Source organism: Marinomonas spartinae, from assembly GCF_900089775.1.
GTDB lineage: Bacteria > Pseudomonadota > Gammaproteobacteria > Pseudomonadales > Marinomonadaceae > Marinomonas > Marinomonas spartinae.
In genome coordinates, this window is the sequence record NZ_FLOB01000002.1 from 428,321 (window position 1) to 451,057 (window position 22,737).

The 22,737-nt window shown below is 44.1% G+C and carries 18 protein-coding genes; 15 read left to right on the top strand and 3 right to left on the bottom strand.

The window, feature by feature from the left end:
• The first annotated feature begins 40 nt into the window (after positions 1–40).
• Complete coding sequence (locus tag MSP8886_RS06025) at positions 41–904, top strand: substrate-binding periplasmic protein (protein ID WP_245659043.1); 864 nt, start codon at positions 41–43, stop codon at positions 902–904.
• A 90-nt stretch (positions 905–994) separates the two neighbouring features.
• Here MSP8886_RS06025 and glgA read toward each other — a convergent pair whose 3' ends face one another.
• Positions 995–2,425, bottom strand: coding sequence for a glycogen synthase GlgA (gene glgA, locus MSP8886_RS06030; protein WP_067013745.1), 1,431 nt, complete (start codon positions 2,423–2,425; stop codon positions 995–997).
• Positions 2,426–2,515: 90 nt separating this feature from the next.
• Here glgA and glgC point away from each other — a divergent pair, with 90 nt between their 5' ends.
• The 8 genes from glgC (at position 2,516) to acpS (ending at position 10,448) form a co-directional block, all read left to right on the top strand.
• Positions 2,516–3,769 carry a glucose-1-phosphate adenylyltransferase gene (gene glgC / locus MSP8886_RS06035; RefSeq protein ID WP_067013746.1) on the top strand — a complete coding sequence of 418 codons (1,254 nt, stop codon included), beginning with the start codon at positions 2,516–2,518 and terminating at the stop codon, positions 3,767–3,769.
• Between the two features lie 346 nt (positions 3,770–4,115).
• Positions 4,116–4,748 carry a riboflavin synthase gene (locus MSP8886_RS06040; RefSeq protein WP_067013748.1) on the top strand — a complete coding sequence of 211 codons (633 nt, stop codon included), beginning with the start codon at positions 4,116–4,118 and terminating at the stop codon, positions 4,746–4,748.
• Positions 4,749–4,991: 243 nt separating this feature from the next.
• On the top strand, positions 4,992–6,797 hold the full coding sequence (lepA, locus tag MSP8886_RS06045; RefSeq protein WP_067013750.1) for a translation elongation factor 4: 1,806 nt from the start codon (positions 4,992–4,994) through the stop codon (positions 6,795–6,797).
• A gap of 59 nt (positions 6,798–6,856) precedes the next feature.
• Positions 6,857–7,681 carry a signal peptidase I gene (gene lepB, locus MSP8886_RS06050; protein WP_067013752.1) on the top strand — a complete coding sequence of 275 codons (825 nt, stop codon included), beginning with the start codon at positions 6,857–6,859 and terminating at the stop codon, positions 7,679–7,681.
• Positions 7,682–7,694: 13 nt separating this feature from the next.
• Complete coding sequence (rnc, locus tag MSP8886_RS06055; protein WP_083200842.1) at positions 7,695–8,372, top strand: ribonuclease III; 678 nt, start codon at positions 7,695–7,697, stop codon at positions 8,370–8,372.
• A complete protein-coding gene (gene era / locus MSP8886_RS06060) occupies positions 8,372–9,274 on the top strand; it encodes a GTPase Era (RefSeq protein WP_067013754.1) in 903 nt (300 codons plus the stop codon). The genes rnc and era overlap by 1 nt, the downstream gene beginning before the upstream one ends.
• A 27-nt stretch (positions 9,275–9,301) precedes the next feature.
• The gene (gene recO / locus MSP8886_RS06065) at positions 9,302–10,039 is read left to right on the top strand and encodes a DNA repair protein RecO (protein WP_067013756.1); all 738 of its coding nucleotides are present in this window, start codon (positions 9,302–9,304) and stop codon (positions 10,037–10,039) included.
• A gap of 25 nt (positions 10,040–10,064) precedes the next feature.
• Positions 10,065–10,448: a holo-ACP synthase gene (gene acpS / locus MSP8886_RS06070; RefSeq protein WP_067013758.1), complete on the top strand. Its 384-nt coding sequence runs from the start codon at positions 10,065–10,067 to the stop codon at positions 10,446–10,448.
• Here acpS and MSP8886_RS06075 read toward each other — a convergent pair.
• Both MSP8886_RS06075 and MSP8886_RS06080 read right to left on the bottom strand, forming a co-directional pair.
• Positions 10,429–13,281 carry an ATP-binding protein gene (locus tag MSP8886_RS06075; RefSeq protein WP_067013760.1) on the bottom strand — a complete coding sequence of 951 codons (2,853 nt, stop codon included), beginning with the start codon at positions 13,279–13,281 and terminating at the stop codon, positions 10,429–10,431. The two genes, acpS and MSP8886_RS06075, sit on opposite strands and share 20 nt — an antisense overlap.
• Positions 13,282–13,336: 55 nt before the next feature.
• A complete protein-coding gene (locus MSP8886_RS06080; protein WP_067013762.1) occupies positions 13,337–13,567 on the bottom strand; it encodes a hypothetical protein in 231 nt (76 codons plus the stop codon).
• Positions 13,568–13,700: 133 nt separating this feature from the next.
• On the opposite strand from MSP8886_RS06080, the gene cysM reads away from it, so the two are divergent.
• From cysM to adk, 6 genes are all read left to right on the top strand, one after another.
• The gene (gene cysM / locus MSP8886_RS06085) at positions 13,701–14,594 is read left to right on the top strand and encodes a cysteine synthase CysM (RefSeq protein ID WP_067013764.1); all 894 of its coding nucleotides are present in this window, start codon (positions 13,701–13,703) and stop codon (positions 14,592–14,594) included.
• 85 nt (positions 14,595–14,679) lie between these two features.
• Positions 14,680–15,993, top strand: coding sequence for a 23S rRNA (uracil(1939)-C(5))-methyltransferase RlmD (rlmD, locus tag MSP8886_RS06090; protein WP_083200843.1), 1,314 nt, complete (start codon positions 14,680–14,682; stop codon positions 15,991–15,993).
• Positions 15,994–16,009: 16 nt separating this feature from the next.
• A complete protein-coding gene (gene relA, locus MSP8886_RS06095; RefSeq protein WP_067013766.1) occupies positions 16,010–18,262 on the top strand; it encodes a GTP diphosphokinase in 2,253 nt (750 codons plus the stop codon).
• Entirely contained in the window at positions 18,259–19,140 is an 882-nt protein-coding gene (gene mazG / locus MSP8886_RS06100; protein WP_306455639.1) for a nucleoside triphosphate pyrophosphohydrolase, read from the top strand. The genes relA and mazG overlap by 4 nt, the downstream gene beginning before the upstream one ends.
• A gap of 83 nt (positions 19,141–19,223) precedes the next feature.
• Positions 19,224–21,854 (top strand): phosphoenolpyruvate carboxylase, encoded by a 2,631-nt coding sequence (ppc, locus tag MSP8886_RS06105; protein ID WP_067013770.1) that lies wholly within the window; start codon positions 19,224–19,226, stop codon positions 21,852–21,854.
• Between the two features lie 225 nt (positions 21,855–22,079).
• Complete coding sequence (gene adk, locus MSP8886_RS06110; protein ID WP_067013772.1) at positions 22,080–22,736, top strand: adenylate kinase; 657 nt, start codon at positions 22,080–22,082, stop codon at positions 22,734–22,736.
• The last annotated feature ends 1 nt before the right edge of the window (position 22,737 follow it).

The following is a 22,737-nucleotide window of genomic DNA, read 5'->3' on the forward strand; positions in this document are numbered from 1 at the left end:
GCCACCTAATTGGTGTTTGTTTGAGGAGTGTTCTCAGGTTATGCGTTTACACAATAAACAGCTTTTGCGCATTGTGCCATTAATGGGGCTCTTCGGGGTCTTATTGGGCACCCAAAGCGTTTTGGCTCAGACGTCGACGAGTAAAGAACAGTGCCGCTCGTTGACTGCGACGGGCAACTCTGAGTATCCACCTTTTTTATGGCGTAATCCGAATAATCCTAATGAGTTATTAGGAGCGAATGCTTTCTTTATAAAGGCACTGAGTAAGCGTATTGGTGTGCCGATCAAACTGGAACATGTTGGTCCTTGGTCAAGAGCGCAGTCGGAAGTGAAAAGTGGGCGTGTTGATTTGATGGCTGGGGCTTTTTACACCAGTACTCGAGCCGATTATATGGATTATTTTTCCCCAGTAATGCTGCATACTACAAGTGTTGTTTGGCAGCGAAAAGGTAATCAATTTCCATTTCATTCCAAAGAAGATTTGGTTGGAAAATGGGGTGTGACGGTGATCAATAATAGTTTTGGCCAAGTATTTGATGAGTTTGCACAGCGTCGCCTCAATATTCTTAGTGTGGCCAGTTTGTCTCAAGCATTTTTGATGCTCGCTGCAGACCGTGTCGATTATGTGTTATACGAGAAAAATCCCGGAGAAGCTTATGTTGCGATGCTCGGATTGAGTGGCAAAATTGTGCCTGTCGAGCCATCTATTAGCAGTGAAGGCTTGTATTTGACTATGTCTAAAGATTCGCCTTGTAATACAGAAGAGCTGAGACAAAAAATTGCCAAAGCATTACGGGATATGCGTCAGGATGGCGTGGCGGAAACATCATTGATGAAAGGGTTAAAAGAGTGGGATAAAACCCATGCAAAAGAGCTTAAGTCCCTTTCCCAAAATAGTGGTTGACAGAGAGCCGAGTCGAAAAAATGTAGAAGAGAAACTTGATACAGATTGTGAATCTCTTCTACAGAAACAACGCTACTTCCTAGGTTATTATCAAGCAAGCTGGTTATAAAGTTCTATCCATTCATCGGTGACGGTTTCCCAGCTGAAATCATATTGCATGGCGTTAAATTGCCGTATCCGCCACGCTTGCATATCAGCAAAGCAGGTTAAACAGCGCTCAAGTGCTTTACTCAAATCCAACGCGGTGGCATTTTCAAAGACAAATCCATTTGCTTGCTCTGTGCCTTCAAAGACGGTGTCTGCCAGTCCTCCAGTTTTTCTAACAACGGGAAGTGTTCCGTACTTTAACGCATACAACTGTGTTAAGCCGCAAGGCTCAAATCGAGAGGGGATGAGTAGAGCGTCAACGCCTGCCTGAATACGATGAGAGTAGGCTTCATGGTAGCCAATACGAATAGAGACTTGCTCAGGGTAAGACGCTTGCAACGCTTGATAGGCGGTCTCAAGAGCTCTATCACCGGAACCCAGAATGATTAAACGGGCACCTTTGTTGAGTACCTGTGGAATGGCCTCAAGAATCAGGTCCAAGCCTTTTTGTTCTGTGAGTCGACTCACCACACCAAAGACCAGTTTAGTCGGGTCTTCTGAAAGGCCATTTTCTCTTAATAAGGCCAGTTTATTATCCAATTTTTTCTCAATGGTGTCTGGCGAATAGTGCGTTGCGATGTGATCGTCTTTTTCGGGAGACCATTGATCGTAGTCCACGCCATTTAGAATACCTGTTAATTTATAGCGTATCGCTCGCAATGTGCCATCCATTCCGTCCCCGTATTCGCTAGTGAGGATTTCTTTTGCATAAGTTGGGCTAACGGTTGTGATGCGATCGGCATAGACTAATCCTGCTTTGAGCCCTGAAAAGCGGCCATAAAACTCCATACCATGCAAGTCTAATAATTCATTAGAGAGGCGCATATCACCGTATCTAGCCATATCAAAACTGCCATTGTAACGCAGGTTGTGAATGGTGCTGACGATTGGAAGGTGATTGAGCTTCCAGCTTTTTAAATAGGCGGCGGCAAATCCAGTCTGCCAGTCGTTAAGATGAAGAATGTCCGCTTGCCAGCCAAGCAGATTACCATGCTGAGCCAGCATAGCGATTGCCCAAGAAAAAGCGCCAAAACGTAGGTGATTATCGACATAATCTAGGCCATTAGTGTCTAAGTAAGGCCCACCATCACGCTCATAAAGTGCTTGACATTGTACAAGCCAAATAGGAATGTCATTTTCACGAAGGCGAGATTCTAAGAGAATGATATCGCCAATGCCAAACGGATTGCCTAAGTTGGTGCTATGATAAATAGACTCGACTTTGTCCAGTATGCCTTGGTAAGCTGGCATTATGAGTCTGACATCGAGACCCTTTTTTCTAAGCGCTATAGGGAGTGCGCCTGCGACATCAGCAAGCCCACCAGTTTTTATTAAAGGATGTATTTCGGATGCAGCAAATAGAATCTTCTTCATATAGGTATCTTATTGATTTAGCACAGTCTCAAGAGTATACCTAAATATAAATTAATGTAGAGTTAGCAGATAATATTTAAAGGGTGAAATATGGATTTAAACACTGCATGCATGAAAACCCTGTCAATTATTTTAGCAGGTGGGCGTGGCTCTAGACTGAAACAATTAACTGACAACCGTGCTAAGCCTGCCGTACCTATTGCTGGTAAGTACAAAATCATTGATTTTCCACTCTCTAATTGCATTAATTCGGGCATGCGTCGAATTGCCGTGCTGACTCAATATCGTTCTCATACTTTGAATCAACATGTGCAGCGAGGTTGGAACTTTTTACGCTCAGATTTTAATGAGTTTATTGAGTTATGGCCTGCTCAACAGCAAACGGGTGGAGATTGGTATCGTGGAACCGCCGATGCAGTGTATCAGAACTTAGCCATGATTAATGGTTTGGGTAGTGAGTACATGCTTATTCTGGCGGGCGATCATGTCTATAAACAAGATTACAGTTTGATGCTAAAAGAGCACATTGAAAGTGGTGCTGATGTGAGTGTGGCTTGCATTGAAGTGCCTATCCAAGAGGCTGATCAATTTGGCATTATGCATGTGGATGAGGACGACAATATTATTGCTTTTGAGGAAAAACCGACCCATCCACCAACCATGCCAGGTAACCCCAATGTTGCTCTTGCGAGTATGGGGATCTACATTTTTAATACCAAATTCTTATGTGACAATTTACGCTCTGATGCAAAGGATGATGACTCCAGTCACGATTTTGGTAAAGACCTTATTCCTCTGTTTGTTGGTCGCTGTAAAATAAAAGCCCATCACTTTTCCCATAGTGTTATTCCAAACGAAAGTTATCCACAAAAGCCTTATTGGCGAGATGTGGGGACGTTGACGGCTTATTGGGAGTCTAATATGGACTTGACTAAGCTCGTACCTGAGTTGGATTTGTATGATGAGAGTTGGCCCATTCGTACCGCACAGTATCAGCGTCCGGCCGCGAAATTTAATTATAATTATGAAGAACGCATCGGTACCGCACTCAACTCAGTGGTATCTGCTGGCTGTATTGTGTCGGGCTCGACGGTAGAACAGTCGATTCTTTTTAATAACGTTCGCGTTAACTCATATTCTCATGTGAATAAATCTGTGATTCTACCGCGCTGTGATATCGGGCGTCATTGTCGCCTTCATCGTGTAGTGGTGGATTCTGACTGTCGTATTCCAGAAGGAACCATCATTGGGGAAGACCCAGCCGCTGATTCTGCACGTTTTTATCGTAATTCTGACGGTATTACTTTAGTGACTCAAGATATGATTGAGGCGTTAGATGAATAAGCCTTTTTAGCTTCATTAGCATGTTGCATTGATTAAGCCGCTCATTAAAGCGGCTTTTTCGTCATATTACGTGGTTAAATAGCAAGTAAACGTGCTCTTGAATGGTATTTTCAGCATGCAAATTGCTTGAAAAATAGGATTTTAGACACATAACTCAGAACGATGAGTGTTACGATTTGTTATCCCCGCATGTTGTGGATAACCCTATTAGTGAATCTATGATAACTCTTGCGAAGGTAGAGTTGGCGGTGCTTTGTGTGGAGGTGATTAATTCTTCTCCAGTTGAGCATAAGTTGCCCGTATTGTATAGGTTCTGATCAATGATAAATCTAGTGAAAGGCTTCTTATGTTTACCGGAATTGTTCAAGGTGTTGCGGCCGTTAAATCTATTAAAGCGGATGGCCGTAATAAAAAACTGGCAATAGAGTTTCCGATGGGCTCTATGTTAGATCAGCAGTTGGGCGCAAGTGTCGCGATCAATGGCGTCTGTTTAACGGTTTCTGAGATAAAGCAGGATATTTTATCTTTTGATGTTATTGATACCACCCTCAAATTAACCAATATCGGTTTGTTAAACGATGGCGATGGCGTTAACTTTGAACGTGCTGCCAAAATGGGTGATGAAGTGGGCGGGCATGTTATGTCAGGGCATATCATGACCACGGTGAGCGTGTCTCGAGTGGAACAGATTAACGAAAGTGTTCATATTCGTTTTACTGTTGACCGTCAAGATGAAGTGGATGCGCGACGTTATCTGTTCGATAAAGGTTATGTTGGCCTCAATGGTGCCAGTTTGACCATCAGTGACATAGGTGATGACTGGGTTGAAGTGTCACTGATTCCAGAAACGCTTCGTTTAACCACCTTTGGCAATCTTACTGCGGGCGATAAAGTGAATTTAGAAATTGATGCTCATACACAAGCCACAGTGGATACGGTTGAACGTGTCTTAAAACAACGGGGTATCGTTTTACCCTGATTTTTACTGTGTTGTTTATAATGACTTTGTCTGTTTGTTCATTTAAATAAATGGAGTCCTTGGTTGATTTTCGGTAGAATGCTCGCCAATTTCTAATCCGAATGCAGACTGGTTCGTATTTTGTTGTGCTGATTCTTCTCGCGTCGTTTTTTGTTATGACAAATAAACGGCCTAAAAGACAACAATCTCGAATTAAAGAACGCCGTATTCAACCAAATATCGCTTTTAAAGTGTGAGTAAATAGTGTCTTCAAAAAATCTTAAGCACATACGTAATTTCAGTATTATTGCCCATATTGATCATGGAAAGTCGACCCTAGCAGATCGTTTTATCCAAATCTGTGAGGGGTTGAGTGAGCGTGAAATGTCGGCGCAGGTTCTTGACTCTATGGACATTGAGCGCGAGCGTGGGATTACCATCAAAGCGCAAAGTGTGACCTTGGATTACCACGCCAAAGATGGTCAAACCTATCAACTTAACTTCATCGATACGCCAGGACATGTGGACTTTTCTTATGAAGTCTCTCGGTCATTAGCCGCCTGTGAAGGCGCGCTTTTGGTGGTGGATGCGGCTCAGGGGGTGGAAGCTCAATCTGTGGCAAACTGTTACACCGCGATTGATCAAGGCCTTGAGGTTATGCCTGTATTGAACAAAATAGATCTACCTCAAGCTGAACCTGAGCGAGTATGTGGCGAAATTGAAGAGATTATCGGCATCGATGCCATGAATGCGGTAACCTGTTCTGCTAAAACTGGGATGGGGGTTGAAGATGTCTTAGAGAGGTTGGTGGCAACGGTTCCGCCTCCAGAAGGGGATGTGGATGCCCCATTGCAAGCTCTCATTATTGATTCTTGGTTTGATAATTATCTAGGCGTCGTGTCTTTAGTGCGCATTAAACAAGGTACTTTGCGTAAAAAAGACAAGATTTTTATTAAATCGACTAAGCAAACGCATCTTGTGGATATGGCCGGTATTTTTACACCGAAGCGCAAAGAAACTGATATTCTTAAAGCGGGTGAAGTGGGTTTTGTCGTTGCTGGGATTAAGGACATTCATGGTGCACCTGTCGGGGATACCATTACCCATGCCGCCACTCCGGACGTCGCTCAACTAGCAGGTTTCCAAAAGGTGAAACCTCAAGTGTATGCGGGACTGTTCCCAGTCAGTGCTGATGATTATGAAGATTTTCGTGTGGCTCTGGATAAATTAACCTTGAACGATGCTTCGCTTTTCTTCGAGCCTGAAAGTTCTGATGCGTTAGGGTTTGGTTTTCGTTGTGGTTTCTTGGGGATGCTGCACATGGAAATCATCCAAGAGCGTTTAGAGCGTGAATACGATCTTGATTTAATTACAACCGCACCGACGGTTATTTTTGAGGTCGAATTAGCAAATGGAGAGGTCATTAATGTTGATAGCCCCTCTAAAATGCCAGACCCAGGTTCCATTAAAGAAATGCGTGAGCCGATTGTAGAAGCCAATATTTTAGTGCCACAAGAATACTTGGGTAGTGTGATTACCTTATGTGTGGAAAAGCGCGGTGTTCAAAAAGATATGCAGTTTGTCGGTAAGCAGGTGCAATTGCGCTATGAACTACCTATGAACGAAGTGGTAATGGACTTCTTTGATAAACTGAAATCTTGTAGCCGTGGATTCGCGTCGTTAGATTACAGCTTTTCACATTTTGCACCTGCTCCATTATGCCGTTTAGATATTCTAATCAACGGCGAGCGGGTGGATGCCTTAGCGTTGATCATGCATAAAGACAATGTGCAATATAAAGGTCGTGCTTTGTGTGAAAAGATGAAAGAGTTGATTCCGCGTCAAATGTTTGATGTGGCGATTCAAGGCGCTGTCGGTGCCAAAGTTATTTCTCGTACAACCGTAAAAGCCTTGCGTAAAAATGTTATTGCTAAGTGTTACGGTGGCGATGTAAGCCGTAAGAAGAAATTGTTACAGAAACAGAAAGAAGGTAAAAAGCGCATGAAGCAGGTTGGCAACGTGGAAGTTCCACAATCCGCTTTCCTTGCAGCATTGCAAATAGATAGCTAAGCGCAGCATGAACCTAGATTTGGCCCACTTAATGTGTGGGCCGTAATGGAGACAGATGTATGAGTTTTGATTTCGAGTTGATACTGACCTTGGCTTTTTTAATTACCGGGGCGTTTTGGTTGTATGACCGACTGGTTTTTGCACCAAAGCGCAAAAGGTTATTGGCTGATATGCCAGAAGAGGCTCGCTCAGCACTAAGTAAAGCGGAAAAAGAGCGATTAGCGAATACACCAAAGTTTGTATTAGAAGTGAAGTCTTATTTTGGCATCATTGCTGTCATCTTTTTAGTGCGATCCTTTGTTGTAGAACCCTTTCAGATACCGTCCGGTTCAATGTTGCCGACATTGAAAATTGGTGATTTTATTCTGGTGAATAAGTTTGATTACGGTATTCGCTTGCCCGTATTGAACACCACCTTGATTAAAACAACGGAGCCAAAACGTGGTGATGTGATTGTCTTTAAATACCCACGAGATCCGAGTATCAACTATATTAAACGAGTAGTAGGTTTGCCTGGGGATCATATTAGCTACCACAATAAAATTCTTAAGATCAATGGCAAGCTGATCAGTAAGAAGTTTATTACCAACCTACCGCCATCGCCAGATCAAAACCAAGAAGCGGTAAGTTTGTTTAAAGAAGACTTAGACGGTACGGTTCATGATATTTATAACAACCACTATCCGAACCCACTCCAAGGGGATTATGTCGTGCCAAAAGGCCACTATTTCGTGATGGGGGATAACCGTGATAATAGTGCTGATAGTCGAGTGTGGGGCTTTGTACCTGAATCGGACTTAAAAGGTCGTGCGTTTTATGTGTGGCTGTATTGGAATAAGTTTTTCAGTCTTCCAAGTTTTGAATATAACGGTTTGATTAAATAATGTTGGAGAAATTTTGAGTTCACTGTATCAAAAGTTGTGTCGGCGAATAGGGTACTTTTTCGCTGACCTTGGATTACTTGAATTGGCGCTGACACACCGCAGTTTTGGCGGTAAAAATAATGAGCGCCTTGAGTTTTTAGGTGACTCCATCTTAAATTATGTCATAGCTGAAGAGTTGTTCCATCGCTTTCCGAAGGCGAAGGAAGGCGAGTTAAGTCGACTAAGAGCCTCCTTGGTAAAAGGCGACACCTTAGCGGAGTTAGCTCGCGAATTTCAGCTTGGCGACTTTTTAAAATTGGGAGCCGGAGAGCTGAAAAGCGGTGGGTTTCGTCGGGATTCTATTTTAGCCGATGCGGTAGAAGGGATTATCGGCGGTATGTATCTGGATGCGGGGATGGATGTTTCTCGCCAACATATACTAGCTTGGTACAAAGATCGACTGGACGCCACCTCTCTTAAAGTGGTTACTAAAGATGCTAAAACGCGTTTGCAGGAGTTCTTACAAGCTCGTAAACATGCATTGCCACAGTATGAGGTTGTCGAGATTTTGGGAGAGCCCCACGATCAAACGTTTCATGTGCACTGCCTTGTTGAGCTTTGCGATAAACCGATAGAAGGCGCCGGTAACAGTCGTCGCATTGCCGAACAAAATGCGGCCGCCGCAGCCCTTAAATTACTGGAACAAAAATAATGTCTGAAGTTGAGATCACCCACTGTGGTTATGTAGCGATTGTTGGCCGTCCGAATGTTGGTAAATCAACTTTACTCAATCACATTCTAGGGCAAAAATTATCGATTACTTCTCGTAAGCCTCAGACAACCCGTGACCAGATTTTGGGGGTAAAAACGGAAGGGCATACTCAGGCAATTTATGTGGATACACCTGGCCTGCATCTTGGTGAGACCAAAGCAATTAACCGTTTTATGAATAAAACGGCTTCCGCTGCTTTAAAAGACGTGGATGTGATTTTGTTTGTGGTGGATGTCGATCGTTGGACCGAAGAAGACGAATCCGTGCTGCAAAAAGTGAAGTATGCTCGCTGTCCTGTGGTTCTCGTGGTCAATAAAGTGGATCAAGTTAAAGAAAAGGAAACCATTTTACCTCGCTTAGCGAACTTATCTGAGCGTATGGAATTTGCCCAAGTTGTGCCTATTTCCGCATTGCGCAATGATAATTTGGATCGCCTTGAGCGTTTGGTGGAAAGCTATATCCCTGAAGGCGTAGCGTTTTATCCAGAAGACCAAATTACCAACCGCAGTTCGCGTTTTTTGGCGGCTGAAATTGTGCGTGAGAAAATTACCCGCCAATTGGGGCAGGAAGTGCCTTATGAAGTGGCGGTTCAGATTGAAGAGTTTGTCTATGAAGAAACGGCAATACACATCAGTGCATTAATTTTGGTCGAGAGAAATGGGCAAAAACGTATCATTATCGGTGAGCGTGGTGAGAAAATTAAGCTGATTGGTAAAGAAGCCCGTATTGATATGGAAAACTTATTTCAACATAAAGTGATGTTGAATTTATGGGTCAAAATTCGCTCTGGCTGGTCTGATGACGAGCGTGCTTTGGCAAGCCTGGGATACCAGGAAGAGTAGCTTGGATGATTAAGAAGAGTAGGTAGAATGCGCGTTAGTGCGTATGTTATTCATACACGCCCTTTTCAAGATAGTAAAATTCTGGTGGATTTGTTGAGTCTTGAACAAGGTTTAGTGCGTGGTGTATGGCGTTTACCAAAAAAAGAGGCTCGGGTTATACCTGGGCCTTTTTTGTGCTTGGAAGTCGAGTTAACGGGAAGAGGCGAGCTGAAAACTTTAAAAAGTATGGAAAGTCTGCATCGACAGAGATCGTTAGAAGGGATGTCTTTGTATGCCGCTTTATATGCTCATGAGATTCTGACTAAGTTGCTGCCTTTGAACTTACCTTTGTCGGATATCTATTACCTCTATCAGTGGCTGATTGAAAATCTTCATTCGGGAGTGGCGATTGCCCCTTTGCTGCGGCGTTTTGAGGTGGGTCTATTTAGTGAGTTAGGATCGGCAATTAACTTGTCGTCTACAGGACGTGGTGAGCCGCTTGATCCTAAGCAGCTTTATCAGTTTCATGAAAAATTTGGCTTGCGTCCCTACTTTGGAGAGATTCCAAAACTGACGCCATTGTTGTTTGTTGAGGGGAAAGTGGCACTGGATTATCATAATGGCCATTGGTCAGATAAGCAGGTGCTGAGTTTGGCAAAAGAGTTGCACAGGGCTTGGTTGGACAGTTTATTAAATGGCAAGCCTATTACGGCTCGTCGTTTGCTGCCAAAGCAACCCTTTCAAGGAGAGCGGCTTTTAGGTGTGCCCATCTTTCGTGCTATATAGAGATTTTTACAGGTAGGGGTTGGAAGTGATTGTTGGAATAGGTACCGATTTGGTGGATATTGCGCGGATGACGAAGTCAATTGAGCGCTTAGGTGAACGGTTTATTGATCGTATTTTAACCTCCGAAGAAAAAGCCCAGTGGGCGGCGATCAGCAACGTAGACAATGGGAATGCGTTTGTTGCCAAGCGCTTTGCTGCAAAAGAGGCAGCAGTGAAAGCGCTTGGTACAGGGATTGGTCGTGGTGTGAGTTTTCAACATTTTTCTGTGCGCAATTTGCCATCAGGTCAGCCTACGTTGTGGGTTGATGATGAAATAGCGGCGCGTTTTGATCATCCCATAAGTTGGCATTTGAGTTTGACTGACGAAAAGGCCTACGCCCAAGCTTTTGTTATTCTTGAGGCCACTTAATCCAAGGTCTGGCATTAATGACCTGATCAATGGCATCGAGGAAGTCCTCTAACACCCCTTCAGCCTCTTCAAACCCTAGCTCTTTTAAGTGTGTTTCCAAATAGCCTGCATGTCGTGTCATATTGATAGTGCCTGTATATTTGGACGCACCATGGATACGGTGTACAACATGGATTAATTTTTCAAGATCCTGATGTTCGAAATGATGCTTGATTAGGCGTTTCTCGTCTTCTAGGGTGTCTGCCAGCATATCAAACATTTCTTTAGCGACGTCGGTTTTATGATTCACAATTTCTAGTGCTTTATTTACATCAAAGGCATTGGCTATTTCACTATTGAGTTGCTCTTGGTAATTGCCTTTTTTAGTGCACCATTTCACGATGGTATTTAATAATATATTTTCATCTATGGGCTTTGTGAGGTAGGCGTTAATACCGCTAAGTAGCATTTTTTCTTGCTCTATACCGAGAGCATGGGCGGTGACGGCGATGATGGGAATGTCTTGGTAGGCCTCAAGAGTACGTAGTTGTTTTGTTGTTTCAATCCCATCCATTTCTGGCATCTGGATGTCCATGAGGATGAGGTCAAACGTATTCTCTTTGGCAATATTGATGGCTTGTTTTCCACTGTATGCCAAGGTGACTTCGATGCCGTTAGGGGCTAGCCAGTGAGACATAAGTTGCAGGTTAATGGGGGTGTCGTCTACGGCTAGGACTTTCAAACCATGAGTTTGCTGTTCTGATTCTATTTGCAGATCTTGGGAGTCTATGGAGGGTTGTGGCTCTATTTGTACTTGCTCTTCTGCAATATGGGCTTGTTGTTTTGGCAGCAAAGGTGTGGCTGTATCGATTTTCATCGGTAACGATATGGTTTTCAGCGCATGGTACAAGTGCTTATGACTGATTGGTTTAAGTAGTGTGCTGCTACAAATGGCTTTGAGAGCGGGGTAGTGCGTTGTTTGCCCCGGTGGTTGGATCATCAGAATGCTGGGTATCTGGAATTGCAAACTGGCGTAGCTGATAAGCTCATGAGCCTCATTAGCACTTTTGTCGGATGGGGTGATGCTGATCAAAAGACCATCAATGTCTGCATCCTGTTGACCTAATTTGGCGATGACTTGTTCTAAGGTTGAACAAGCTGTGCACTGCACGCCGATACTTTTTAGGTAGTGAGTAAGATAAAGGCGATAGAGATGGCTTGGTTCAAGCAAGATAAACTGTTTATGCAGTTTTTCCGGTATTTGAGCTGGTTTTTCTGAGGGCTGGAGATTTAACGTAAAGTAAAAAGTAGAGCCACTTTTTTGATCACTATAGACATCAATGTTGCCGTCCATTTGTTCCACGAGCTTTTTGGTGATGACAAGTCCTAACCCTGTGCCGCCAAATTGGCGTGTTGTGCTGTTATCGACTTGAGAGAAGGGTTTGAACAGGCGGTTTAATTTGTTTTCAGGGATGCCGATACCGGTGTCGATGACTTTAAAAGAGAATAAGAGTTGGTCACTGGTTTGTTTAACCAGTGTGACTTTGGTTCGAATGGAGCCTTTGTGGGTGAATTTGATGGCATTACCGATTAGGTTGTTAAGGATTTGTCTGATGCGCACCGCGTCACCTGTGACCCATTGTGGCACGTCTTCTGAAAATTCCGGCACAAGGTCTATTTGTTTTTCACTGGTTAGCAAGCTGGCGCTTAGAATTTGATACACATCATCGACTAATTCTCTTAGGTTGACATCACCATGGTCTAAACTGAGTTTGCCTGCTTCAATTTTTGAAAAATCAAGAATGTCACCAATAATAGCTAGTAGACTATTCGTCGACTGCTCAATGGTGTCTATATAGATCTTTTGCTGATCGTCGACTAGGTTCTTTTGCAGTATTTTTGTATAACCCAAGATGGCGTTGAGTGGGGTGCGAACCTCATGGCTAATATTGGCTAAAAATTGCGATTTAAGGCGATTGGACTCCATGGCTTCTTTATTGGCAATATGAAGTTGGGCGCTTTTTTCTTCGAGGCTATCCAAATTGCTACGTAGGTCCTCAGTAGATTGCTCTATGCCAGCATTAAGTTCCTCTTTGTGGCTTTCTAAGCGCTCGGCTAAATCTCTAATGCCTTTTTCCAGTAAGCTAAATTGGGGGGAAAGTTTAAGGGATTTAGCCGACGCAAATTGTCCTTTTACGAGGTTGTTGATTGCTCCAGTAATGATTTCCGATGGGCGAGCCAAGTAATGGGACGCTTGCCAAGCAACGTAGGCGGTGATGCCATTGAAAAACGCGAAGAACAAGGCCAAAAGACTAATGAGCTGATAGGTTTGTATCGCAAGCTTATCTTTGCTTATTTCCACTTTGACCCAACCAATTAAATGATTCGGAGTGCGTAAGTTGGTAAAATCTGGTTGGCCGCTAATGTCATCAACTTGTGTCGGGAGAATATGGTAAATAGGGGTGATGCGAATAATGGCATTGTCTTTCTGCTCATTGATGGTCTGCTCTGTTAGCGTAGGGGATGGCAAGTAAGGTGCCGCCCCTGTTTCCGCAACAATATGGTATTTGCTATTAAAAATTTGAATGTTGTGGACATCACCATAGCTCAAGGCATTTTGTAGTAACTGTGCCGAAAGGGGGGCGTGATCAGATGCCAAGGATGTTTGACTGTTAGAGACTAGTAAATCGGAAATAATCAGGGCTTTATTTTCGAGTTGTTGCTCTAAATCACTTATTCTGGAAAAAAATAAAAAACACGCGGCGGCCAATGAGAGGATAAGTGGGGGCGTAAAAATAATCCAAAAGAGTGTCTTACTTGGTGAAAGTGTTTTGATCTTTCCAAGTGCCTTCATATTGTCATGATCCGTTTTGGCTTGCTATTTTGTGTCTATTTAGTAAGCAAGCGGACTAGTAGCAAGCAAGTGTTCCTGCTTTTTGGCGTTTTTTACACTGTTTTTCATAGTTGCTACAGGCCGTGGCTTTGAGTCGCGAGATGTCTTTGATGCCTTGGCATTCTTTCCATTTGGCTCGGAGTGTGTCATCTGATAACTTATCCATATCGCTGTCAAATAAATCACAGCCTGCTAGTAAGGTGATGGCCAGTATCAAGACGCCTGATTTTAGGGCATTGTTCGTCATTTGTAGCTCCAAAAAAAGAGAGTATGAGCTAAGTTTATAACGCTTTCTTATTTTATTCTTTTAATGAAGTGTTTTTTAATGCGTTATAACGTTAAGTTTCTTTTCCTACATCATTAATGTCAATGAAGTTTTTATGATTGAATATCCTAGTATAGAGTCTATTGTTGGGCAAACGCCTTTAGTGCGATTGCAAAGAATCAACCCAAACCCAAATAACACAGTGTTATTGAAGCTCGAAGGGCAAAATCCAGCTGGCTCGGTTAAAGACCGTCCTGCGCTCAATATGATTTTACAAGCGGAATTACGCGGTGAGATCGCGCCAGGAGACAGCTTAATTGAGGCGACCAGTGGCAATACAGGAATTGCCTTGGCAATGGCAGCAGCGATAAAGGGCTATAAAATGCATCTTATCATGCCTGACAATATGAGTCAGGAACGTAAATCTGCCATGACTGCCTATGGTGCTATTCTGCATCTGGTGACAAAAGAAGAAGGTATGGAGCGAGCACGAGATCTGGCAATGGAGATGCAAGCGCAAGGACTTGGTAAAGTGCTCAATCAGTTTGGTAATCAGGATAATCCTAATGCGCACTATTTAACAACAGGTCCTGAAATTTGGCAGCAAACACAAGGCACTGTTACTCACTTTGTTAGTTCAATGGGGACAACAGGCACCATTATGGGGGTCTCTCATTACCTTAAAGAGCAAAATCCAAACATTGAAATAGTTGGCTTGCAGCCTGCCGATGGGGCCAGTATTCCAGGTATTCGCCGTTGGCCGAAAGAATATTTACCGACCATTTTTGACGAGTCGCGAGTTGACCGTGTGATAGATGTCGAGCAAAACCATGCGGAGGTAACCATGAGGCGTTTAGCGCAAGAGGAGGGGATCTTTGCGGGAGTATCGTCTGGCGGTTCTGTTTATGCCGCGTTAGAGTTGTCTAGGGTCCTTAATAACGCTGTGATTGTTGCGATTGTGTGTGACCGTGGTGATCGCTATCTATCGACTGGGGTGTTTGATTCGTGAAGCTATGCTGCAAGCATAGGGTATTGTGTCAATATGCGTTAGAATAGGGCATCCTTTTTATTTATCTTGTTGAAGAGACATTCCCTTGAGAAGAAGACACCCAACGCGACGTCCACCTAGCCCCCCGGCACTTGGTCCCATCCAGCTTTTTGAGATTGAGGGACTGACACATGACGCAAAGGGGGTGGCTCGTCAACAGGGTAAGGTCACCTTTATCTCTGGTGCCTTACCGGGTGAAACGGTAGAAGCACAAGTCAGCAAAGCGGGGCGTCGTTTTGATGAGGCGTCGTTGAATCAGGTTATTCACCACAGTCCAGATCGAGTGACTCCTGCCTGCCCGCATTTTTTCCAGTGCGGCGGATGCAGCTTTCAACATTTGGCTCAAGAAAAGCAATTGGATGCTAAGTACGACTGGCTAAAGGGGCAGATTCGTAAAGTAGTCTCCTCTGATGAGCCCTTGTCTGTGCTAGCGGATCAGCCGGTGGCATATCGTCGTCGTGCCCGTTTATCGGTTCAGGTCAAAAAACAAAGGGTACAGTTAGGTTTTCGTGGAAAATCTTCGAACGAAATCGTATCAATTGATCGTTGTTTGGTGCTGACCACACCCCTTCAAGCCGTTTTTGAGTCACTTAAAACATCGCTTGCTGCTGATGCTTTAGCCAAAAAATTAGGGCACGTTGAGTTATTGGAAGACAGTAAAGGTCTTGCGGTCACTTTTCGCTTGATTCAAGCATTGGATGATTCTCTCAAAGCACAGTGGGAGTCATGGGCCCAACAACAGCAAGTCGCACTGTATTGGCAACAGCCAGAGATGAAAAGGGCTGAGGTTGATGGCAATAGACGTTTTTATCAGCTTGATGATTTAAGGCTTCATTATCATCCCCAAGACTTTATTCAAGTTAATGCAGCTATGAATGAAAAAATGGTTAAGCAGGCTATGAACTGGTTGGAACCCTGCGAGCAAGATACGATATTAGACTTGTTTTGCGGTGTTGGTAATTTTTCTTTGCCTTTGGCTAAACGCGCAAAGCAGGTAGTAGGAGTTGAGCTTCAAGAAGAGATGGTGGCTGTAGCAGGGGAGAACGCGGCGGCTAATCATCTTGATAATGCACATTTTGTTGCCGCGGATTTAACCAAGCCTGTGAGTCGAGAGCTGAGCAATATAGCGTTTACGAAAGTATTGTTAGATCCGCCTCGTGCGGGGGCATTTGAGTTTTTGGAGGCAATAATTAATATGCGTCCTAAGCAAATCTTGTACGTTTCTTGCAGTGCTTCTACCTTAGCAAGAGATGCTGAATATTTAGTCACGAAAGGATATCGTGTTTTACGTGCAGGTTTGATGGATATGTTTCCCCAAACCTCACATGTAGAAACTATGATGTTACTGCAAAAGAAGTAATTTTAAGGGTAAGGCAATGGTAACAGTAAGAAAAGATCACCCGATTTCATCAGATGGGACGGTTGATATTGATCTATGGATGGCGCAGTTTGCCAATACCGTCGATGACGGCTCAAGAGTGCCGCTACGTATGGCGTGTGAACTGGCTCGTAAAGCTGAATTTCAGTCTCCACGTCCTTCTTACTGGGGGCCACAAGCAAGTACTTTTCGAGCTGGGCTGGAGATGGTCGAGATCTTATCCAGTTTTCGTGCCGATCAGGACTCTTTGGTTGCGGCGGCTTTGTACCGTGTGGTTCGAGAAGATCAGTTGCCTATTTCTCATGTTGTTGACATGTTTGGGAGGAAAGTTGCTTCTATCATCGAAGGTGTGGTGCGAATGGGAGAGGTGTCGAAAAACCTAACCCTTGATTCCGCAGCGGAAGTATTAGGAAGCAGTGAAAATCAGCTGGAATCGTTGCGTAAGATGCTGGTGTCGATAATTGATGATGTGCGAGTGGTGTTGATCAAGCTGGCAGAGCGTGCTTGCGCCATCAAGGAAGCCAAGCACCAAGATGAAGCGCGTCGAGTTGCCGTTGCCCTAGAAGTACAAAGTGTTTATGCCCCATTGGCTCACCGTTTAGGTATTGGTCATATTAAATGGGAATTAGAAGATTTATCGTTTCGTTACCTTTATCCACAGGAATACAAACGTGTTGCAACTTGGTTGGATGAAAAGCGCCTTGATCGTCAGCAATACATAGATGATGTAATTGCAATACTACGTAAGCGTTTAGAAGGTATTAATATTCACGCGGATTTAATGGGCCGTGCGAAACATATTTACAGCATCTGGCGTAAAATGAAGCGTAAAAACATCGGCTTTGATGAAGTGTACGATGTACGTGCCGTCCGTATCTTAGTGGATGAAACCATGGAGTGTTATGGCGTTCTAGGTGTGGTGCATAATTTATGGAAGCCCATCCCACAAGAGTTCGATGACTATATTAGTAATCCAAAAAGCAATGGTTATCAGTCTTTGCATACGGCGGTTATTGGTCCACAGGGCAGAGCATTAGAAATTCAGATCCGTACTAAGACCATGCACGAAGATGCTGAACTGGGCGTGTGTGCACATTGGAAGTACAAGGGAACGGATTTAAGCTCTAACAGCACAAGCTATGAAGAAAAGCTGCAGTGGTTAAGAACAATCTTGGATTTCCATGAAGTGCAAGATGACTTTGAGTCTTTATCAGAACAAATTCGCAGTGAAATTGAGCAAGATCGTATTTATGTGTTCACTCCTGATGGGCATGTTGTGGATTTACCAGTGAATGCCACTCCGGTTGATTTTGCTTACCGCGTCCACACAGAAATTGGTCATCGTTGCCGTGGTGCCAAAATAAACGGCAAAATCGCCTCTTTGGTTACCCATCTTAAAACTGGTGATAAGGTTGAGATTCTTACCTCTAAAGAGGGCTCACCTAGCCGAGATTGGTTGCATCCTACCTTTGGTTATGTGCAAACCAATCGTGCTAGAGCGAAAATTCAAAATTGGTTTCGAAAAGAAGATCGTGAGAAAAACTTAGAAGCAGGGAAACTGATTCTCGATAAGCAGATCAAGCGACTTGGTGTGGATGAAAGTCGCCTTGATTTAATGAAGTTGTCTTCTCGCTTTAATTTTTCCAACGCAGATGAAGTCTACGTGGCTTTAGGGGCTGGCGATATTCAGTTATCTCGTGTGCTTCATGCGATTGATGATCTGATGAGTCTGGATGGTAATGCATCTTCTGTCGTACGGCCTGTGAGACTGAAGAAAAGTCGTCATAAATCCTCTGATAATGATGTGCATATTTTGGGAGTTGGAAAACTGCTGACACAAATGGCTAAATGTTGTTCGCCAGTGCCAGGGGATGAGATTGTCGGTTATATCACACAAGGTCGGGGCGTATCTATTCACAAACAAGATTGCACAAACATCATTCAGATGAGTGGTGAAGAGCCTGAACGTATGGTGGAAGTGAGTTGGGGAGAAGAGGTGGATAACCTCTATCCGGTAAATATTCAGGTAGAAGCTTATGATCGAACCGGTCTGCTCAACGATATTACTGCGCTTTTGGCGAATGAAAAAGTCAATTTGTTGTCCATGAATACATTATCGACAAAAGAGAGTCATACAGCCGTCATTCGTTTCACTATTGAGGTGGGGGAGCTAGGGGTGTTGAGTAAGCTACTTCATCGTATTGATCAGCTTCCGAATGTGCTGAATGTGTTTAGGGAAAAAGACTTTTGAGTGAGTTAGAACCCACTATGACATCTATGGATCGTTTATTAACACTTATGGCCTGTTTGCGGGATAAAGAGCATGGCTGTGATTGGGATAAAAATCAAACCTATCAGACCATTGCGCCTTACACATTGGAAGAAGCTTATGAAGTGTTGGATGCGATTGAGCGTCGTGATTATGAGCATTTAAAGGAAGAGCTGGGTGACTTGCTCTTCCAAGTGGTGTTTTATGCACAAATAGGCAAAGAGGAGCAGCGTTTTGACTTTGATGATGTCGTCAATGAAATCGTTGATAAGATGCTGCGTCGCCATCCTCATATTTTTCCAGATGGAGACTTAGCGCGCTTTAGAGAAGCTCCTCCGGTTTCGCAAGAAGCATTGCAAGGCCAGTGGGAGCGTATCAAAGCAGAAGAAAAACGGCTGAAAAATCAGCGCTCTCAAGCTGAGGCCCTTGACGACGATGCCCGCAAAGATCATTCCTACGAAGAAGAGAGTCTATTAGATGGGGTTCCTGTCTCCATGCCTGCCTTGATGCAAGCTGAGAAACTGCAGAAAAAAGCCGCTAAAGTGGGCTTTGATTGGCCGGATACGGCGCCTGTCTTTGCCAAGATACGGGAAGAGTTAGCTGAACTGGAAGAAGCCATTCAACAAGCAGAGCAAGCGCACATTGAAGCGGAAATGGGCGATGTTTTGTTTGCTATGAGTAATTTGGCTCGCCATTTGAAAGTAGCGCCCGATGTGGCTTTAAATCGTACCAATGTAAAATTTCGCCGTCGCTTTGCTCGTATAGAAGCGTTAGTATCGGAAAGAGGAAAACGCTTAACGGATTGTTCTCTTGAGGAGCTAGATGTTTTATGGGAGCAATCGAAACGAGAAGGCCTGTAAGCTCTCGTTAACAATAATGATAACTATTGAAGCCAAAAGATACAGGTGTTTTGTTGTGTCTTTTGTTTGAAAGGAGGGGTGAAGTGAGTGACCGTCAAGCATCATTACGTGAAAATGTGAGATTACTCGGGGATTGTCTAGGGGAAACCATGAGCAATCACTTGGGAGAGGATTTTTTACAAACGGTCGAGAAGGTCCGTCAGTTATCAAAAGATGGCCGTCACTCAGGGGACTCAGCTGCACTGATTGAAGCACTGGAAGCACTGGATGAAAAAGACATTGTGCCAGTGGCGCGTGCTTTTAATCAGTTTTTGAACCTGTCAAATATTGCTGAGCAATATCATCGAGTTCATCGCCGTCGTACTAACGAAAGCCTTGGTATATACCAAAATCCGGTGGGAGATTTACTGGGGCGTTTGTCAAAGGAAGGGGTTTCCTCAGAGCAAATGCTTAATGCTTTGCAAAAACAGTCAATTGAGTTAGTGCTCACTGCCCACCCAACGGAAGTGGTTAGACGCTCACTTATCCGCAAATACGATAATATTTCAACGGAACTTGAAGCATTAGATAAAGATAATATTCTTCCTTTAGAGGAAGCGAGACACATTCGCCGCCTTAAAGAAATCATTACCCAAGCATGGCATACCGATGAAATTCGTGAGCAGCGTCCCACGCCAGTTGATGAGGCAAAGTGGGGGTTCGCGGTCATAGAGCAGTCCTTATGGGAGGCCGTTCCAGGCTTTTTCCGTCAATTAGATAAGCAGTATCGTCAGTATTCTGATATGGAGCATTTGCCTCTAAATTTGGCGCCCATTCGCTTTGCGACTTGGATGGGGGGAGATCGAGACGGCAACCCTAATGTCACCCACAAAGTTACCGAAGAAGTCACATTATTGGCTCGGTGGATGGCCGCTGACTTATATATTAAAGATTTGAATGTTTTGCGTTCTGAGTTTTCGATGACTCAGTGTAATGCCGCTTTACGTGAACGCGTGGGAGATAGTCCTCAGCCTTACCGAGAAGTGTTACGCCGTTTAGAACAAAGTATGATCGCGACTAAAGAGTGGGCCCAAGCGCGCTTGGATGGTCGGACTGAGAGTACTGAGAGCATTATGCTGGACAGTCAGGAATTAATGGATGATTTGACTTTGTGCTATCAGTCTCTGATCGATTGCGGCATGAAAGTCATAGCAAATGGCGCTCTATTAGACTTGATTCGCTGTGCAGCCACGTTTGGCTTAACCTTGGTGAAGTTGGATGTGCGTCAAGATGCCTCGCGTCATATTGAAGCCTTGTCAGCGATTACCCGCTTTTATGGGGTAGGAGATTATGCCGAATGGGATGAAGCTTCCCGTCAGGCGTTTTTGTTGACAGAACTGAATTCTAAGCGTCCTTTGTTGCCTTTAGATTGGTCGCCGACGCCCGAGGTTAAAGAAGTGCTGGATACCTTTGCTATGATCGCTAGGGGGGAAGGCAGTTCATTTGGTTCCTATGTGATTTCTATGGCCAGCGCGCCGTCAGATGTATTGGCGGTTGCTTTAATGCTAAAAGAGTCAGGTGTGCGTTTTCCTATGCGTATTGTACCGCTGTTTGAAACTTTAGCGGATCTCGATAATGCTGAACCGATCATTGAGCAGCTTTTTGCCATTCCATGGTATAGAGCTTATATCAACGGTCATCAAGAAGTCATGATAGGGTATTCTGACTCGGCGAAAGATGCGGGGCAAATTGCGGCAACATGGGGACAGTATCGCGCTCAAGAGGCTTTAACGGGGCTGTGTAAACGTCATGGTGTACACTTAACCTTGTTTCATGGGCGTGGTGGCACCGTTGGTCGTGGTGGTGGTCCTGCCCACGTGGCTATTTTGTCCCAACCTCCTGGTTCAGTAAACGGTTCCATTCGTGTCACAGAACAAGGGGAAATGATTCGTTTTAAGTTTGGTATCCCTGATATTGCTGTACGCTCGTTGGAACTGTATTGCTCTGCGGTACTGGAGTCGACTTTGACACCTTCTTCTGCACCAAAAGAAGAGTGGCGGGCCATTATGGATGAGATGGCCGAAGTCGGCATGAACCAATATCGTTCTATTGTACGCGGCCATGAAGATTTTGTGGCGTATTTTAGGGCGACAACGCCTGAGCAAGAATTGGCTAAGCTGCCGTTGGGGTCTCGGCCTGCGCGTCGTCGCTCAGATGGTGGTGTCGAGAGTTTGCGAGCTATTCCTTGGATCTTTGCGTGGATGCAAATTCGTCTCATGTTACCTGCTTGGCTAGGAGCTGAAAGTGCATTAGAGCAAGCCATCGAATCGGGCAATTTAGATAAACTGCGGGAAATGCATAAAAAATGGCCGTTCTTTGGCGCTTATTTGGATATGCTTGATATGGTTTTGGCTAAGGCTGAGCCAGATATTGCTGAGTATTATGAGAAGCGTCTAGTGGATGAAGAGCTTAAGGGGCTAGGGCGTTTATTGCGTAGCAAGTTGTCTCAGGTGCGTGAATTGGTTAAAGAGTTGAAACAACAGGACCGACTGATTGAAGACAATAAAACCATTCGCCAGTCCATCGATGTTCGTAATCCTTATATTGACCCTTTGCATTATTTGCAGGCTGAATTGCTGCATCGAAGTCGTAAAAAGCCTGATAATCCAGAAGTAAATAAGGCGTTAATGATTACGATGGCAGGGATTGCTAGCGGTATGCAAAATACGGGCTAGATCAGCTTTTGGTTAAAAAACATTCAAAATAGGCGTGAAAATAGCGAAAATAAGACAGTAAATTTGCATCTTGAAGGCTTGCTTGGTTATGCTAAGCGGCCATTCAATTTTTTACAACGCAAGTCATCTGTTTTTTGTTGCTTTTTTTGCGCCTTTTTTGTGCGTGTTTTTTCATGTGGCAGATGGTTGCTTCCCAGTTTATAGACTGACTTTTGGAGACGTGTTATGCGAGTAATATTATTAGGTGCCCCAGGCGCAGGTAAGGGAACTCAGGCTCAATTTATTACTGAAGAGTTTGGTATCCCGCAAATTTCAACGGGTGATATGTTACGTGCAGCGGTCAAGGCCGGAACAGAGTTGGGTTTAAAGGCAAAAGCGGTCATGGATGCCGGTCAATTGGTTTCCGATGATATTATTATTGGGCTTGTTAAAGAGCGCCTAACACAAGAAGACTGTGCAAATGGTGCCTTGTTTGATGGTTTTCCTCGTACGATTCCACAGGCTGATGCCCTAAAAGAGGCGGGTGTTCATATTGATTATGTAGTGGAAATTGATGTTGCCGATGAAGAAATTGTGAAACGTATGAGTGGCCGTCGAGTTCATGAAAGCTCAGGTCGTACTTATCATGTGATTTACAATCCACCTAAAGTGGAAGGTAAAGATGACGTAACGGGTGAAGATCTTATTCAACGCGTTGATGACACAGAAGAAACCGTGCGTAAACGCTTAGGAGTTTACCACGAGCAAACAGCACCGCTAATTGGTTATTATCAACAATGGCTAAAAGAAGAGCCTACTAGCGCACCACAATTTGTCAAAGTCAATGGTGTGGGCGATTTGAACGATATTAAGCAAAGCTTGCTGACTTCGTTAAAGGCGTAAT

Coding starts and splice junctions, on each gene's coding strand:
- lepB (WP_067013752.1), top strand. CDS start 6,857: ATGAGTTTTGATTTCGAGTTGATACTGACCTTGGCTTTTTTAATTACC.
- era (WP_067013754.1), top strand. CDS start 8,372: ATGTCTGAAGTTGAGATCACCCACTGTGGTTATGTAGCGATTGTTGGC.
- adk (WP_067013772.1), top strand. CDS start 22,080: ATGCGAGTAATATTATTAGGTGCCCCAGGCGCAGGTAAGGGAACTCAG.
- glgC (WP_067013746.1), top strand. CDS start 2,516: ATGGATTTAAACACTGCATGCATGAAAACCCTGTCAATTATTTTAGCA.
- glgA (WP_067013745.1), bottom strand. CDS start 2,425: ATGAAGAAGATTCTATTTGCTGCATCCGAAATACATCCTTTAATAAAA.
- MSP8886_RS06025 (WP_245659043.1), top strand. CDS start 41: ATGCGTTTACACAATAAACAGCTTTTGCGCATTGTGCCATTAATGGGG.
- cysM (WP_067013764.1), top strand. CDS start 13,701: ATGATTGAATATCCTAGTATAGAGTCTATTGTTGGGCAAACGCCTTTA.
- MSP8886_RS06080 (WP_067013762.1), bottom strand. CDS start 13,567: ATGACGAACAATGCCCTAAAATCAGGCGTCTTGATACTGGCCATCACC.
- MSP8886_RS06075 (WP_067013760.1), bottom strand. CDS start 13,281: ATGAAGGCACTTGGAAAGATCAAAACACTTTCACCAAGTAAGACACTC.
- relA (WP_067013766.1), top strand. CDS start 16,010: ATGGTAACAGTAAGAAAAGATCACCCGATTTCATCAGATGGGACGGTT.
- MSP8886_RS06040 (WP_067013748.1), top strand. CDS start 4,116: ATGTTTACCGGAATTGTTCAAGGTGTTGCGGCCGTTAAATCTATTAAA.
- recO (WP_067013756.1), top strand. CDS start 9,302: ATGCGCGTTAGTGCGTATGTTATTCATACACGCCCTTTTCAAGATAGT.